At 58.4% G+C, this 15,335-nt stretch carries 14 protein-coding genes; 5 read left to right on the top strand and 9 right to left on the bottom strand.

The features are described from left to right. Window positions 1-92: 92 nt before the first annotated feature. Both SIC19_RS03050 and SIC19_RS03045 read right to left on the bottom strand, forming a co-directional pair. Complete coding sequence (locus SIC19_RS03050; protein ID WP_127400851.1) at window positions 93-1,970, bottom strand: MFS transporter; 1,878 nt, start codon at window positions 1,968-1,970, stop codon at window positions 93-95. Between the two features lie 149 nt (window positions 1,971-2,119). Further along, window positions 2,120-2,950 (bottom strand): DUF1853 family protein, encoded by an 831-nt coding sequence (locus tag SIC19_RS03045; protein ID WP_412535572.1) that lies wholly within the window; start codon window positions 2,948-2,950, stop codon window positions 2,120-2,122. A 179-nt stretch (window positions 2,951-3,129) separates the two neighbouring features. Here SIC19_RS03045 and SIC19_RS03040 point away from each other — a divergent pair, with 179 nt between their 5' ends. From SIC19_RS03040 to SIC19_RS03025, 4 genes are all read left to right on the top strand, one after another. After that, entirely contained in the window at window positions 3,130-3,570 is a 441-nt protein-coding gene (locus tag SIC19_RS03040; RefSeq protein WP_075194510.1) for a VOC family protein, read from the top strand. Window positions 3,571-3,690: 120 nt separating this feature from the next. Further along, window positions 3,691-5,097 (top strand): mannose-1-phosphate guanylyltransferase/mannose-6-phosphate isomerase, encoded by a 1,407-nt coding sequence (locus SIC19_RS03035; RefSeq protein ID WP_075194511.1) that lies wholly within the window; start codon window positions 3,691-3,693, stop codon window positions 5,095-5,097. 54 nt (window positions 5,098-5,151) lie between these two features. After that, complete coding sequence (locus tag SIC19_RS03030; RefSeq protein WP_075194512.1) at window positions 5,152-6,558, top strand: hypothetical protein; 1,407 nt, start codon at window positions 5,152-5,154, stop codon at window positions 6,556-6,558. Next, window positions 6,530-6,907, top strand: coding sequence for a hypothetical protein (locus SIC19_RS03025; RefSeq protein ID WP_036206097.1), 378 nt, complete (start codon window positions 6,530-6,532; stop codon window positions 6,905-6,907). The genes SIC19_RS03030 and SIC19_RS03025 overlap by 29 nt, the downstream gene beginning before the upstream one ends. A 71-nt stretch (window positions 6,908-6,978) precedes the next feature. Here SIC19_RS03025 and SIC19_RS03020 read toward each other — a convergent pair whose 3' ends face one another. Beyond that, entirely contained in the window at window positions 6,979-7,560 is a 582-nt protein-coding gene (locus SIC19_RS03020) for a cold shock domain-containing protein (RefSeq protein WP_036206100.1), read from the bottom strand. Window positions 7,561-7,804: 244 nt separating this feature from the next. Here SIC19_RS03020 and SIC19_RS03015 point away from each other — a divergent pair, with 244 nt between their 5' ends. Beyond that, on the top strand, window positions 7,805-8,023 hold the full coding sequence (locus tag SIC19_RS03015; RefSeq protein ID WP_075194513.1) for a SlyX family protein: 219 nt from the start codon (window positions 7,805-7,807) through the stop codon (window positions 8,021-8,023). Here SIC19_RS03015 and dapE read toward each other — a convergent pair whose 3' ends face one another. Genes dapE through map form a run of 6 tightly spaced genes read right to left on the bottom strand, consistent with a single transcriptional unit; the run spans window position 8,024 to window position 15,161 of the window. Next, the gene (gene dapE, locus SIC19_RS03010) at window positions 8,024-9,172 is read right to left on the bottom strand and encodes a succinyl-diaminopimelate desuccinylase (RefSeq protein ID WP_075194514.1); all 1,149 of its coding nucleotides are present in this window, start codon (window positions 9,170-9,172) and stop codon (window positions 8,024-8,026) included. Continuing rightward, on the bottom strand, window positions 9,159-10,187 hold the full coding sequence (gene dapD, locus SIC19_RS03005) for a 2,3,4,5-tetrahydropyridine-2,6-dicarboxylate N-succinyltransferase (protein ID WP_075194515.1): 1,029 nt from the start codon (window positions 10,185-10,187) through the stop codon (window positions 9,159-9,161). Before dapD ends, dapE begins: the two co-directional genes overlap by 14 nt. Window positions 10,188-10,204: 17 nt before the next feature. Next, on the bottom strand, window positions 10,205-10,549 hold the full coding sequence (locus tag SIC19_RS03000; protein ID WP_036206111.1) for an ArsC family reductase: 345 nt from the start codon (window positions 10,547-10,549) through the stop codon (window positions 10,205-10,207). Continuing rightward, entirely contained in the window at window positions 10,546-11,748 is a 1,203-nt protein-coding gene (gene dapC / locus SIC19_RS02995; protein ID WP_036206113.1) for a succinyldiaminopimelate transaminase, read from the bottom strand. The genes SIC19_RS03000 and dapC overlap by 4 nt, the downstream gene beginning before the upstream one ends. Further along, window positions 11,745-14,390 carry a [protein-PII] uridylyltransferase gene (locus SIC19_RS02990; protein WP_075194516.1) on the bottom strand — a complete coding sequence of 882 codons (2,646 nt, stop codon included), beginning with the start codon at window positions 14,388-14,390 and terminating at the stop codon, window positions 11,745-11,747. The genes dapC and SIC19_RS02990 overlap by 4 nt, the downstream gene beginning before the upstream one ends. Next, complete coding sequence (gene map / locus SIC19_RS02985) at window positions 14,391-15,161, bottom strand: type I methionyl aminopeptidase (protein ID WP_041335145.1); 771 nt, start codon at window positions 15,159-15,161, stop codon at window positions 14,391-14,393. Between the last annotated feature and the right edge of the window lie 174 nt (window positions 15,162-15,335).

Here is a 15,335-nt window from a genome sequence, read left to right as displayed (position 1 = left end):
AACACCGCCATCGATCGGTCGCACTAAAAGTTGATGATAGTCAAAGAGTAGCAGTCGCTCAGATCATTACAACCAGTCGGTTTTGGGGATGCCTAGCGGTGATTGCCCCTCAGCGCTTTGACCTTTTTTTCCAGCATTTCCGCATTGGCCTCCTGCGCGGTTACTGGCTCACCGGCAATGAGTTCAATCCGCGACCAGAAGCGCTTGGGAAGATGTTTCAACGCAGGCCCGCCGCAGTGGCTGAAGAAGCTGCCCCACAGGCCTCGCAGTGCCATGGGAACGACCGGTACCGGGCGTCGCTCCAGGATGATATCCACGCCGCCGCGGAAGGTGGCTACCTCACCGTCGGAGGTCAGGCGGCCCTCGGGAAAGATGCAGACGACATGGCCGGCGTCCAGTTCTTCGTCAATGCGCTCGAAGGCGGCGTCGTAGATCTCCGGTACCCGATTGCGGGAGCCAATGGGAATGGTTTTGGCAAGCCTGAAAATCGCGCCGAGTACCGGCGTTTTAAAGATCTGGTAGTCCATCACGAATCGGACAGGCCGCCTGATCGCGCCGGCAATCACGAGGGCGTCCATGTAGGTGACGTGGTTGCAGACCAGCAGTGCCGGTCCTTCCTCGGGAATGCGATTCAGGCCTTCGTGGTGTACCCGATAAATAGTGTGGGAAAGCACCCAGACAATAAACCGAAGGGCGAATTCGGGCACCTGCTGGTACACAAAGCCCGCCACAATCAGGTTCATGATGGCCAGTACCAGGAAGAACTCGGGGATGCTGAGGCCGATCACGCCCAGCATCATTACGCCCATGATGGCGCTGACCACCATGAACAGGGCGTTGAACACGTTCAGTGCCGCAATAACACGGGCGCGCCGTTCCTCCGGGGTTTCCCGTTGCACAAATGCGTAAAGGGGCACGATAAACAGGCCACCAAAAAAGCCGATCCCCAGCAGGTCGATGGCCACTTGCCGGTGCTGGCTGTCGCTGATCATCATCCACCAGTCGGTTGGTACCGGGTTGGCGGGCATGTTGAAGTAGAGGTCGAGCCCGAACAGGCTGATGCCCAGGGAGCCAATGGGCACAATACCCAGTTCTATCCGATGGCCGGAAAGCCGTTCGCAGGCGACAGAGCCTAACGCAATGCCGATGGTGAAGATGGCCAGCAGCAGGGTGACCACGGTTTCATCACCCATAAGGTCGGTCTGGGCAAAGCTGGGGAACTGGGTGAGGTAGGCGGCGCCGAGGAACCAGAACCAGGAAATGGCCATGATGCACAGCAACACCGAGTGGTTGTCTGCGGCCAGGCGCATCAGATGCCAGGTTTCCCGCAGTGGGTTCAGGCGTATGGTCATGTCGGGATTGGTGGTGCCGGTCACCGGGACTTGCCGCGCTGCCAGGTAGCCGATGACGGCCAGGGCGAGGACCCCGATTGCTGCGAGTTTCTCCGGTTGGTCGCTGCCCATAAGCAGGCCAGCGGCAAGTGTGCCCACAAGAATCGCCACGAAGGTGCCCATTTCCACCAGCGCGTTTCCGCCCACCAGCTCATCGTCCCGAAGCACCTGGGGCAGGATGGCGTACTTCACCGGGCCGAAGAAGGTGGATTGCACGCCCATCAGGAACAACAACAGCAGCAGTGATTCGTACCAGCCGACCCAGAGCCCGGCGGCGGCCAGCGCCATAATGGCGATCTCCGCGAGTTTTACCCAGCGAATCACACGGGACTTTTCATACTTGTCCGCCAGTTGGCCAGCGATACCCGAAAACAGGAAAAAGGGCAGGATGAACAGCAACGCTGCGATGTTGACCACCATATCAATGGGCAGGCCCAGCAGGCCACCAGCCGTGTAAGTAATCAGCAACAGCAGGATGTTGCGGAACAGGTTGTCGTTAAAGGCGCCTGAGAACTGGGTCAGGAAGAACGGCAGGAAGCGTCGCTCTGAAAGCAGCCGGAACTGGCTGTGGTCGTCCATGATAGTGATCCATCATCTCGTTGTTGATGGGGAATATTCTGCCACAAACCGGTTACTGAAACAGGGGTCTGGTTGCAGGAAGCTTCACGTGGTGAGCAGGTTTGTCATTTTCGGAATAACATGATGGCAACTGCTTTGGACGTTGCTGTTTATGAGTCAGGCCAGGTACTCGGAACCACAAACACCCGGGAGGTCTCACTCCAGTAACCGTCCTCTGGCGACCGCTCCAGCACTGCAAACAGGCGGGGGACACCGGCCGATCGAACGACGGCCAATGCGTCTTCGGTGCTCTGTGGATCGGGGGTCTCTTGTTGGCGCCAGGGGCCGAGCCAGTGAGGTTTAACCAGCGGAATCCATCGTTTCCCGTCGGCGGCCGTTAGGTTTCCCGTCGCATTCATTTCGTCCAGATCGCTGATATAGAGCCAGTCACCACGCAGGTGTCCCACCGGGATGCACTCCGGTGGCGATAGGGGCGTATCCAGGGGATAGAACAGATACCCCGGCATGAAAATTCGTGGACGAACGGGTGTTTGGATGTCCAGAGACGCCAGAAGGTTGCGGGTCTCGGGTCTTGCTGTGAGTTGGCTCTGGTGGTCGGTCAGACGTTGGGTTTTGAGATCCAGACGGTCCCGAGTATTAGGCCCGTACCAGAGTGGCCTCGCCTGACCGTCATCCTGATGGCCGAGGTAAAACTTCACGGCAATTTCGTGGTGTTCGACCACGTTATCGGCAGGGTTGCGGACCAGGAAATCGAGTTCGCCCAGTGTAATGCCGTTGCTGCGGACCGGCTGGTTCTTGAGCATAACCTCCCAGCCCAGGAGGTCCTGCATCAGGCATTCGTACAGGCGCTCGAAATAGTGCCCAAGCCGTCGCGCCGGTGGTTCCGTGAGTACCTCCGGGCCAAGTTCGGGCGCACTGTCCCATACCTTCAGGCGCTCTTCAGCATCATCCGGCAGGTAAGTTTCCGGGGCAAAACCCATGGGAGAACTGATAAGCTGGGGAGCATGACACATCCACGCCAAGTGGCGCACGGCTGGAACTCGGTATTGGAGATGGGCTGTGGTTTCAGGGCGTCGGTTCATTCTGGCAGGATACCCTAAACCATTGATTTGATCAGTCCCCGTCATAGGCCTCGGGGCAACGTATCAGGAGAGGCGATATGCAGTACCTTCACACAATGATCCGGGTCAGCAACCTGGAAAAAACCCTGCACTTTTTCTGCGAGCTACTGGGCATGGTGGAAATCAGTCGCAAGAGCAGTGAAAAGGGGCGCTTTACGTTGGTTTTCCTTGCGGCTGCCGAGGATGAGGCGCGGGCCAGGGAAGAGCGGGCTCCGATGATAGAACTCACCTATAACTGGGACCCGGAAGAATACACTGGTGGTCGCAATTTCGGGCATCTGGCGTATCGGGTGGACGACATCTATGCATTATGTAGTCACCTTCAGGCCAACGGCGTTACCATCAATCGACCCCCGCGCGACGGCCGCATGGCGTTTATCCGGTCGCCGGACGGCATCTCCATTGAACTGCTCCAGAAGGGCGAGTCACTACCGGCGAAGGAGCCCTGGGCCAGTATGGAAAACACCGGCACCTGGTAAGCCGGCGCCTGGTAAGAAGGTGTGAAGGTTTGCACGTTAGAACCGGTTTAATCGTCACTGGCAGGACAGGTTGGCGGTTTTTGGGGTAAAATTCGCGAAAATTCAAGACAAGGACGACCCATGCTCGCAGTGATTCTTTCTGGTGGTTCCGGCACCCGTCTCTGGCCGTTGTCCCGTGAAGCCTATCCCAAGCAGTTTCTGCCGGTGGTGTCTGACGATTCCCTGCTGGCGGAAACGATCGATCGTGGCCTGGCACTGGATGACAAAGCCCGGGTGTTGGCCATCACCAATGAAGAGCACCGGTTTGTGGTCGCGGCCCATTTGCAGGCTCAGGCACCGGAGCGTACCGCCGGGATCATCCTCGAGCCGGTCGGTCGCAATACGGCCCCGGCCATTGCCCTCGCGGCCCTCGCGGCTGCTGAAGAAAACCCGGAAGAGCTGCTTCTGGTGATGCCTTCGGACCACGTATTGAAGAATCAGGATGTTTTCCGCCAGGCGGTGAGTCAGGGCGCTGAAGCCGCCCGTTCCGGCAAACTGGTTACCTTCGGTATTGTGCCCAGCGCGCCTCACACAGGCTACGGCTACATCAAGGCCGGCGCGGCCCACGAAGGGTACAACGATGTAGCGGCCTTTGTGGAAAAACCGGACGAAGACACCGCCCGCCAGTATCTGAAAGAGGGTGATTATTTCTGGAACAGCGGCATGTTCCTGTTTCGCGCTGATCGCTACCTTGAAGAACTGGAAAGCCAGCAGCCCGAGATGATGAAAGCCTGCCGAGCTGCCTGGAAGGAGCGCAACGCTGACATGGATTTCACTCGCGTGGGTGCCGAGAACTTCAGGGCTTGCCCGGATGATTCCATCGACTATGCGGTGATGGAAAAGACTCACGATGCGGTGGTGGTGCCCCTGGATGCCGGGTGGTCGGATGTAGGCTCCTGGTCCGCGCTTTGGGATATCCAGCCCCACGATGAGAACAACAACGTGTGCCGGGGAGATGTGATTACCGAAGACGTTTCCGGCTCCTACATTCACTCAGAGGGCCGTCTGATTGCGGCGCTGGGTATTACGGATCACGTTATCGTTGAAACGGATGATGTGGTATTGGTGGCCGATCGTGGTCGGGTTCAGGATGTGAAGAAGCTGGTTGCCCAGGTCAAGGCTCAGGGCCGCCATGAACACCGCTTCCATAAGAAGGTCCACCGCCCCTGGGGTACCTATGAAGGTATCGCCATGGGGGAACGTTTCCAGGTCAAGCGCATTACGGTTAAGCCGGGCGCGTCGCTGTCGCTGCAGAAACATCATCATCGTGCCGAGCACTGGGTGGTGGTGAAGGGAACGGCCACGGTCAACCGCGGCGACGATGTGTTGTTGCTGACCGAGGACCAGTCCACCTACATTCCGTTGGGTGTGACCCACCGGCTGACCAACCCTGGCGTTATTCCCCTGGAACTGATTGAAGTGCAGACGGGTAGCTACCTGGGTGAAGACGACATTGTGCGTTTCGAGGACACCTACAACCGGGTCTGATTGATCTACATGAAACGGCATCAGGATGATGCCCGACAACACAAGGAGAAGTGAATGGAAGACTGGCAAGGATGCCTGAGCCCCCTCTGTCAAACCGCACTGCAACGGGCACGTGACAGCGTTGCCCAGCGAGGTGGTTATGCCATCACCGTTGAGGATTTCCTGTTGGCGCTGCTGGATGGTGAACCTGCCATCTGCGGATTCCTGCGCAGCCGCAGTGTTGATCTTGACGAACTGACCCGCACTATCCAATGTGAGCAACCCATCGTGACCGAAGTGGGCGGAGAGGGCCAGTTGTCCTCACAGCTCATGTACTGGTTTTCTTCTGCCCGCGAACTGAGCAATGCCCCCTGGCTGGACTGGCCCATCCTGTTGTCGGTGCTGACTCGTAACGCCGAACGCCTGCAGGAGAAAGCCTACGTTGCGGTGTTGGAACTGGTCGACCGGTGGCCCGCTGCGGACGAACAGCAGCAAGTCGCCGAAACCTCCGACAAAGGCGATACGCCCGTTGTGATTACCGACCTGGACTGGCTGGAGCTGGCGGAAGATGTATCGATTACCCTGGTCTCGGTTCCAAGAGCGCTGGTGTGGGTGAGAGGGGCAAGGGGTACCGGTAAAACCAGTTGGCTACAGGCACTATTGCCGTTCCTGTATTGTGGTTTTATAAGGTTGGACCTTCGCAATGAGGCGGAAATCATGGCCAGCGAGAATCCCGCCATTCCGTCCAAAGGCATCCACTGCAAGGATTATCCCGCGCTGGTTCTGGATAACGTTTCTCCGGTGGACCTGGCTGCAATGATGGCGCCCGAGCTCAGCGTGGCCCGCAGTCTGGTTACCGGATATCCGGGCCCCGTGGTCATGCTGGGGCCAGACTCACCGGAAGCAGAGGCTGCCGTTGGGCAATTGGAGCGTTGCCTGGGGCGGGATTTCGATATCTTTGACATGCCCGGCACGAGTACTGGCCAGAAGGTTGCCATCCTGACGGCTCATCAACCAGCGATTGAAAAGCGCTGGAACATAGAGTTGTCCCAGGCGCTTATCCGCTATGCCGCCTCAAGCCGGAGTCGGCTGGTCGGGTCTCCTGGCGGTATGATCCAGTGGGTGGAGCGCGCAGCCGCCCGATTGAACCTGTTTGCCGAACGAGGCCCTATTGAGGGTATGGCGCTCGCTGGCAGGACCGATACGCTGCGGCGACAGTCACTGGTGGCAATGGCCAGGCAACAACCGACAGAGGCACTGGAGCGATCCCTTGAAAGCCTGGCCGTTGAGCGTGCGGCGGCGGAGGTGGCGTGGCATGAGCGAAAAGCAGAGGGTACGCTCAGGACCCTGAAAATGGATGACCTTCGCCATGAACTCGAACGCTGGGTTGCAGCCCGCCCCGGGCCGGTTCACTATGTGGTCCATTGTGATCAACCGGCAGGAGAAACAGAAGGTGCGGGATCTCGAAATCTACATTCGTGACTTGGAGTCGTCAGCGGTATCGAGCTGGCTTGCCAGTCATCTGGACGACATTGAGCTCAGGGATGACGCGCTGGGTGACAGGGCGGTGAAAGGATCAGCTCATTATCGGGCGCATAGAGTCCGCATTAATCTGTACCCCGGTGCAGGTGGCAAGCGATACACCTCTGTGATCCTGGAGGGTGAGGATCTGCCCTGGGTGTCCGACCTCGATTGCGCCCGGAGTGCCTGGCGCGCCATGGATACCGAGATTCGCTGCAGCCCCGGTGACTGGAAAGAAGGGGAGCCCGTGGAGGATGAGAAATGGTGGCGGCTGGATCAGCGCGGAGAGCAACTGGCGGTCTGGAACTGAGTTTTTCACAGCAATAAAAAAGGGGGCAGCCGGTTGGCTGCCCCCTTTTTTGTGATGCACGTTCTCGTGGATCAGTCGCTCAGAATGGACACGTTGTCCGCCTGAAGGCCCTTGTCCGCTTCGACAACGCTGAACCGGACCAGTTGGCCCTGGCGCAATACCCGGCGGCCACGGCCACGAATGGCGCGGAAGTGTACAAAGACTTCATCGCCGCTATCGCGAACGATAAACCCGAAGCCTTTCTTGACGTTGAACCACTTGACGGTGCCTTCCTCATTGCCTTCAGGGGTGCTGTCGTCGTAGTCATCGTCATCCTCGTAATCCGGTTGGGATTGCTGCTTGCGCGGGGCCGGCTGGCGAGGTGCCGTGCTGGCGCGAGGCGCTTGCTGCTTCACGGCTGAGGGTTTCTTGGCTGCCAGAGCGACGGTAACGAAGCCTGCCAGGCCGAAAAGGACAACCGCAATAATATAGGCTGCGATGCCCTGGGCGCTGCCCAATACAAACGTGGTACTGGTTGCTTCCTCGCTAGTGCCGGCCTGAGACAGAATCTGGAAGAGTTCCGGGGTGAAAGTCACCAACAGAAAACCGAGGATAAAAGGTGACGGAATCGCGACCAGGAGAGCAAGGACGATCGCTTTTGCTGGGTTTTGCATGGACTGAAGTTTCTCCATTCATCTAACGCTAACGATAAAGAGCCGGATATCGGGTAAAATCGGGTCTCCGGCGGTGAAAACCGCTGGGGCCAGCAGGACATAAACGGGTCTTGCAGGTTCCCCGGCGGGCAAAAGCGGGATGATACCAGATAACGGGGAGCGCTGACCAAGCGGCGTGTCCGCCGACACCAAATTGATCACACAATACCTTGATGGGAATCCTTCCCGGAGAACCAAAAACCTTATGAGCGACAAAGATCTGCAAGCCCGGCTGGACGAACTGGAAACGCGTCTGGCATTCCAGGACGACATCATTCATATCCTGAGCGAGCAGGTGGCCCGTCAGGAGCTGGATATCCGGGAACTCTGGGAGGCGAAGAAGCAGCTGAACACTCAGCTCAAGGAAGTGTCGTCATCGAACATCAGAAAGGAGGAGGACGAAACGCCTCCTCCCCACTACTGATCAGGCCAGCAGTTCCACAAGTACCTGCTCGTAAATCTCTGACAGGGTGTCCAGGTCTGCGGCTTTCACGCACTCATTGACTTTGTGGATGGTGGCGTTGATGGGGCCAAGTTCCAGAACCTGGGCGCCGGTCGGAGCGATAAAGCGTCCATCCGACGTACCGCCCGAGGTAGACAGCTCGGTTTCCCTGCCGGTAACGGAGCGGATGGCACTTTGTGCCGCCGAAACCAACGATCCACTATCGGTCAGGAATGGCCGGCCGCTCAGATGCCATTGCAGGTCATACTTCAACTCGTGGCGGTCGAGAATGGCAACCACTCTTTCTTCCAGGCTTTCCGCTGTGTTTTCCGTGCAGTAGCGGAAATTGAAGTGAACCAGGCACTCGCCGGGGATGATGTTGCTCCCGGTGCCAGCTTCGATCCTGGTGATCTGGAAGGTGGTTGGCGGGAAGAAATCATTGCCACTGTCCCAGAATTCCTTCGCGAGGGCGTCCAGAGCCGGGGCAACGGTATGAACCGGGTTTTCCGCCAGGTGCGGGTAGGCCACGTGCCCCTGTGTGCCCTGTACTGTGAGATAGCCATGGAGCGAGCCCCGGCGGCCGTTCTTGATGACATCGCCCACCTCACGGGTGCTGGACGGTTCACCAATCAGGCACCAGTCGATTTTTTCATTCCGGGCTTCCAGGGTTTCCACCACTTTCACGGTGCCGTCCTGGGCCGGACCTTCCTCGTCACTGGTGATCAGCAAGGCAATAGAGCCCCGATGATCGGGATGGTTTGTCACAAACCGCTCGCAGGCTGTGACAAAGGCCGCCAGGCTGCCTTTCATGTCAGCTGCGCCCCGGCCATGAAGAAAGCCATCGTCAATCACCGCCTCGAACGGCGGATGACGCCAGTTTTTCTCCGGACCGGTGGGCACAACATCTGTATGGCCTGCAAACGCCAGCAGGGGGCCTTCCGAACCCTTGCGGGCCCAAAGGTTGTCGGTTTCGCCAAAGCGCAGGGCCTCGCCCTTGAAGCCAAGGGCAGAGAGCCGCGACATCATCAGTTCCTGACAGCCGGCGTCGTCCGGGGTAACGGATGGCCGGCGGATCAGGTCAACGGCGAGCTTGAGGGTCGGGGAAAGCTCTGCGGAATTAGTTGTTTGCATGCAGTTCTTCGTTCAGCTCGATGGCGGACTTGTTGGTCTTGCATTCAACCGCGCCAGTCTGGCTGTTACGGCGGAACAGAAGATCCGGCTTGTTGGCCAAATCCCGTGCCTTGATGACTTCAACCAGTTCGTTGTTGTCGTCCAGCAGGGCTACCTTGGTGCCGGCGGTAAGGTACAGGCCCGCTTCGACTTTGCAGCGGTCACCCAGGGGAATGCCGATTCCGGCATTGGCGCCGATCAGGCAGTTCTCACCAACGGAAATGATGATGTTGCCACCGCCAGACAGGGTGCCCATGGTGGAGCAGCCGCCGCCGAGGTCCGAGCCCTGGCCGATCATCACGCCGGCGGAGATGCGGCCTTCGATCATGCTGGTGCCTTCGGTGCCGGCATTGAAGTTGATAAAGCCTTCATGCATCACGGTGGTGCCTTCACCCACATAGGCGCCCAGGCGAACACGGGCAGTGTCGGCGATGCGCACGCCTTTTGGTACCACGTAATCCGTCATCTGTGGGAACTTGTCGACGGACTTCACTTCCAGGGTGCGGCCTTCGAGGCGCGCCTTGAGCTGGCGCTCTGGCAGTTCGTTCAGGTCGATGGCGCCTTCGCTGGTCCAGGCCAGGTTTGGTAGCAGGCCGAAAATGCCGTCCAGTTTCAGCTCATGGGGTCTGGCCTGGCGGCTGGAGATCAGGTGTAGCTTGAGGTAGACCTCTGGCGTGCTGGAGGCAGTGTCGTCGGTGTCCAGTAGGGTCACCACGACCGGGCGCCGGCTCTCGGCAGCTTTGCCCGCCAGGGCGGATTGTTCCATCTGGCCCAGCTGTCGTAATCCGTCCGAGAGCGCCTTGAGCTGATCGGGCGTCACCGATACCGCCTGATTGCCTCCCTGGTAATCCAGAACGTTTTGAGCCACTTCGATGAGGCCGTTATCGGGGGTGATGACCGGCTGCTGGTAAAACACTTCCAGCCACTCGCCCTGATTGTTCTGGGTGCCGATACCAATTCCGAATGCAAAACTCATTGATGTGCTCCTGGTTCTCAGTGTTTGAATCGTTCGGCCCACTCATCGGCACTAAAGCCGACGCTGACCGTGTTGCCGTGCTCAACCACGGGCCGCTTGATGATGGACGGATTGTCGAGCATCAGGTCGTGGGCGGATTGGGCGCTAATATTATCACGAACCTCGTCCGGAAGTTTGCGCCACGTGGTGCCGCGACGGTTCAGTAACACCTCCCAGCCGGCCGCCTGCTCCCATTGGCTGAGCCGGTCAGTGTCCAGCCCGTCCTTCTTGAAGTCGTGGAATTCGTAGTCGATGCCGGCGTCGTCCAGCCATTTTCGGGCTTTCTTGACGGTGTCGCAATTTCGGATGCCGTAGAGTTTCATGTCCTGTTTGCCTTTACAAAAGTCACAATGCGTTTGGCCGCTTCCACGCATTCTTCAACCGGCGCCACCAGGGCCATTCTTACCCGGTTTTTGCCAGGATTATGGCCATCGACAGTGCGAGAGAGGTAGCGCCCGGGGAGCACGTGCACATTCTGCTGGGCCGACAGTTCCCGCGCGAACGTTTCGTCGTCCATCGGGGTTTCCGGCCAGAGGTAGAACCCGGCATCGGGAAAGTCCACGTTCATCACTTCCCGCAGGATGGGTACCACCGCCTCAAACTTGGCGCGGTAGGCCGCCCGGTTCTCCCGCACGTGGTCTTCATCGCTCCAGGCGGCAATGCTCGCCAGCTGGTTGTGTATGGGCATGGCGCAGCCATGGTAGGTGCGGTATTTGAGATAGCCTTTGAGGATATCGGCATCGCCGGCCACGAAACCGGACCGCAGGCCCGGCAAGTTGCTCCGCTTCGACAGGCTGTGGAACACGACGCAGCGGGCGAAATCGTTGCGGCCAATAGCGGCACAGGTTTGCAGTAATCCTTCCGGCGGCTGACGTTCGTCCGGGTAGAGCTCGGAATAGCATTCATCGGACGCGACGATGAAGTCATGCTCGTCCGCCAGTTCGATGACCCGCGCCAATGTCTCCCGGGGAATCACCGAACCGCTGGGGTTGCCCGGTGAGCACAGGAACAGCACCTGGCAGTCTTTCCATACGGATTTCGGAACCTTGTCAAAGTCCGGTATAAAATGGCTGTCTGCGTCGCAGGCAAGGTAATGGGGCGTTGCGCCGGCGAGGAACGCAGCGCCTTCGTAGACCTGGTAAAACGGGTTGGGGCTGACCACGGTGGCGCTCTGGCTGGATTCCACCACCGATTGCACCAGCGAGAAGATGCCTTCGCGAGTGCCATTCACCGGAACGATATGGTGCTCAGGCGTCAGTGATCCGGGTGTCAGTTCAAAGCGGCGGGTGGCCCAGCGCGCGATGGCCTGACGCAGTTCGTCGGTGCCTTTCGTTGTAGGGTAATTGGCGAGTTTGTCCAGATTATCCGAGATCACCTGTTTGACGAATTCCGGAGACGGATGCTTGGGCTCACCAATGCCCAGGGAAATCGACGTCAGGTCCTTGGGAACGCTGATGCCGGACTTGAGTTTGGTCAATTTCTCGAACGGGTAGGGGTGTAGCCTGTCCAGGTCGGGGTTCATTGGGTGTCATCCAGCATTTGGCAAAGATCCTGCTGCAGGGCCTGGCAGACTGCGGGGTCGCTGATCTGCTCGCCGTGCTCGTCGGTTACAAAGAATACGTCTTCCACCCGTTCACCCAGCGTCGCAATCTTGGCGTTGGTTAGCCGCACGCGATGCTCCAACAATACCTGTCCAACGCGGGCCAGCAACCCCGGGCGGTCCGGTGTGATCACTTCCATCACCGTGCGCTGGTTGATGGTGTCATTGGAGAAGGTCACTTCCGTGGGGAAGGCAAAGTGCTTCAGCTGTCTGGGAGTGCGGCGGTGGATGATGTCAGGGTAATCTTCCGGGTCATCCAGTTCCTCAATCAGGCGCATGCGAACCCGATCCTTGCGGGCCGGGTCAATGCCCAGGGGTTTGCCTTTCTCGTCCAGAACAATGTAGGAACTGATGGAGAAGGGGCCTTCGCTTGAGCTGATGCGAGCATCGACGATGTTGAGGTTAAGTTGTTCCAGCACCGCCGTGGTGGCCGCGAACAGGTCAATACGGTCACTCATATAAATGATGATCTGGGAGTAGCCGTCAGTAGGGCCGCCCCGGGTGTCACGAATCAGCACCAGCGGGTCGGGATCATCGCCATGGCGGATGATGGCAGCGGTCTGCCAGGCAATGTCTACCGTGGAATCCTGCAGGAAGTAGTCTTCGTCCAGAGTTTCCCAGATTCCGTCGATCTGTTCGTCCGTCATATTCTGGGCGTGGAGAATCTCCCGTGCCTCGGACTGAGTGGCGCGCACCCATTCCTGACGGTCTACCGGCGTTTCCGAGCCGCGTCTGAGTGCCCGCTTGGTCTCGATGTAAAGCTGACGCAACAGCGAGGCGCGCCAGGTGTTCCAAAGCTTTGGGTTGGTGGCGCTGATATCGCACACCGTCAGCACGTAAAGGTAGTCCAGGTGCACCTGGCTGGGCACGGCGCGGGCAAAGCCGTGAATGATGTCCGGGTCGGAGATGTCCTTGCGCTGGGCGGTCATCGACATCAGCAAATGATTTTCCACCAGCCAGGAGGCCAGTTGGGTGTCCCGCTCGCTGAGGTGATGGCGTTCGCAGAAGCTCTCGACATCAATTGCGCCCAGCTCTGAGTGATCGCCACCCCGGCCTTTGGCCACATCATGATAGAGGCCCGCAATATACAGGGTTTCGAGTTTTGGTAGCCTGTGAATCAGTCGGGATGCCAACGGGTATTCATTGCGGGCGTCGGCGCTGTCCAGCCGCACCATGTTGCGGATCACCCGCATGGTGTGGGCGTCCACGGTGTAGATGTGGAACAGGTCGTGCTGCATCTGGCCGATGATCTGGCCAAATTCGGGGAGGTAGCGGCCCAGCACGTTGTATTTCTTCATAGCCGACAGGGTCTGGTCGAGGGCGTGGGGCGTCCGCAGCAGTTCCATGAACAGGGATGTAACGGCCAGATCCGAGCGGAAAGCGTCATCAATCAGGTGGCGGTGCGCCCGCAGTGAGCGGATGGTGGTGGCGCGGATGCCCTTGATCTCCGGATGCTGCGCCATCAGAACGAATATTTCCATGATGGCATAGGGCGCGTAGGCGAAGACCTGATTGTTGACGGCTTCAATGTAGTAGTTGCGAATCTGGAAGCGCTTGTTCAGGGGCAGGATGTCGTCGTCACTTCCGGCGCCGAGGATGGCCTCGTCGTAGTACTGAAGAATAACGTCGGTCAGCTCCGCCAGGGCCAGCACGGTGCGGTAGTAGGACTGCATCATCAACTCGACGCCCAGCCGCTTGCCCTCATCCTTGTAACCCAACATCTGGGCGAGTGCCCGTTGATGGTCAAACAGGAGGCGATTCTCGTTGCGGTCGGCAATCAGCTGCAGGCCGAAGCGAAGTCGCCACAGGAAGGTTTCGCCCTGCAATAGTATCCGGTGCTCTTCTTCGGTCAGGATGCTGAAGCGTGTCAGATCCGCGATATTCTGCAGGCCGAAGTGTCGCTTGGTAATCCAGCCGATGGTCTGTATATCCCGCAGCGCGCCTGGAGAGCCTTTTACATTGGGCTCAAGGTTGTACTCCGTGTCCCCGTATTTCGCGTGGCGCTGCTTTTGCTCTTCCCGTTTGGCGATGAAGTAATCGCGGTCAGAGCTGATGGCGTCTGAATAAACCTGATGACTGAGTTCGTCGCGTAAGTCATCCGGGCCGGCGATGGTGCGGGTTTCCAACAGGTTGGTGAGAATCGTGACGTCTTCTCTGGCGGCATCCATGCTTTCCTGAATGCTGCGGACGCTGTGGCCGATATCCAGCTTCAGGTCCCACAGGAGTGTTATGAAGGCGCCAAGGTCTTCCTGCCAGTTCTCTTCTATACCGCTCCGGGTGAGGATCAACAGATCAATATCGGAGTGAGGGTGAAGCTCTCCCCGGCCATAGCCGCCGACTGCAACGAGAGAGATATCGGCAGAGGCGGCAAAGGCGTAGCGGTTCCAGATCAGGACAAGAACGGTATCCAGGGTTCCGGACCGGGAATGGACCAGTGCGCGAACATCAGCTCCCTGCCGGAACGCTTCTGCGTCTGCGTTGTAGCGTTCCTTCAACAGCTCCCGGGCTGCTACAACAGGTGAGATGTCGTTGCTTATCCTGGATTCCAGTTCGCTGAGGTCCACCTAGAATGACTCTTCCGTGCGCTTGGTCAGTACTTCGTAGCCGTCCGACGTCACCAGGATAGTGTGCTCCCATTGCGCGGAGAGCTTATGATCCTTGGTCACCACGGTCCAGCCATCCGGCAGCAGCTTGGTGTGGTACTTTCCCTGGTTAATCATCGGTTCGATGGTAAAGGTCATGCCTTCCTGCAGCTCCATCCCGGTGCCGGGCTTGCCGTAGTGCATCACCTGAGGGTCTTCGTGAAACACCTTTCCAATGCCGTGGCCGCAATAGTCCCGGACCACAGAATAGCGATGCTTCTCAGCATGCTGCTGGATCACGTGACCAATGTCGCCCAGCCGGGCGCCAGGCTTCACCAGTTCAATACCTTTATACAGACACTCCTGGGTGATCTGGATCAGGCGTTCGCTGCCGGGCTTGGGCTTGCCGACGATGAACATCTTGCTGGTATCACCGTGCCATCCGTCTTTGATTACCGTGACGTCGATATTGACGATGTCACCGTCCTTCAGCACCTTTTTCTCGTTCGGGATGCCGTGGCAGACCACATGATTCACTGAGGTGCATACCGATTTCGGGAAACCCTTGTAGTTCAGCGGCGCCGGAATGGTCTTTTGCTCGTCCACCATATAAGCGTGGCAAATACTGTCGAGCTTCTCGGTTGTTACGCCCGGTTTGACGTGTTCGCCAATCATCTCAAGAACTTCGGCCGCCAGGCGGCCAGCGACACGCATCTTCTCGATTTCTTCCGGAGTCTTGATCGATACCTGCATTGGGGTTCCCGTTGATTTGGATCAAACACGCATTTTAAGGGGGAGTGTTGCCCGGTACAAGGAAGAGGCGGTTTTGCCGTGCTTTACGGGACACAAATTAATGGAATCCGGCGGGCGATTTATGGTATAAACGCGCCCGCTGGAAACAAATCCGGCAAATTCGCACACACGTCG

The sequence above is a fragment of the Marinobacter sp. MIT930201 genome (assembly GCF_047122665.1).
GTDB lineage: Bacteria > Pseudomonadota > Gammaproteobacteria > Pseudomonadales > Oleiphilaceae > Marinobacter > Marinobacter salarius.
This window is presented reverse-complemented; position numbering and strand designations above follow the sequence as displayed.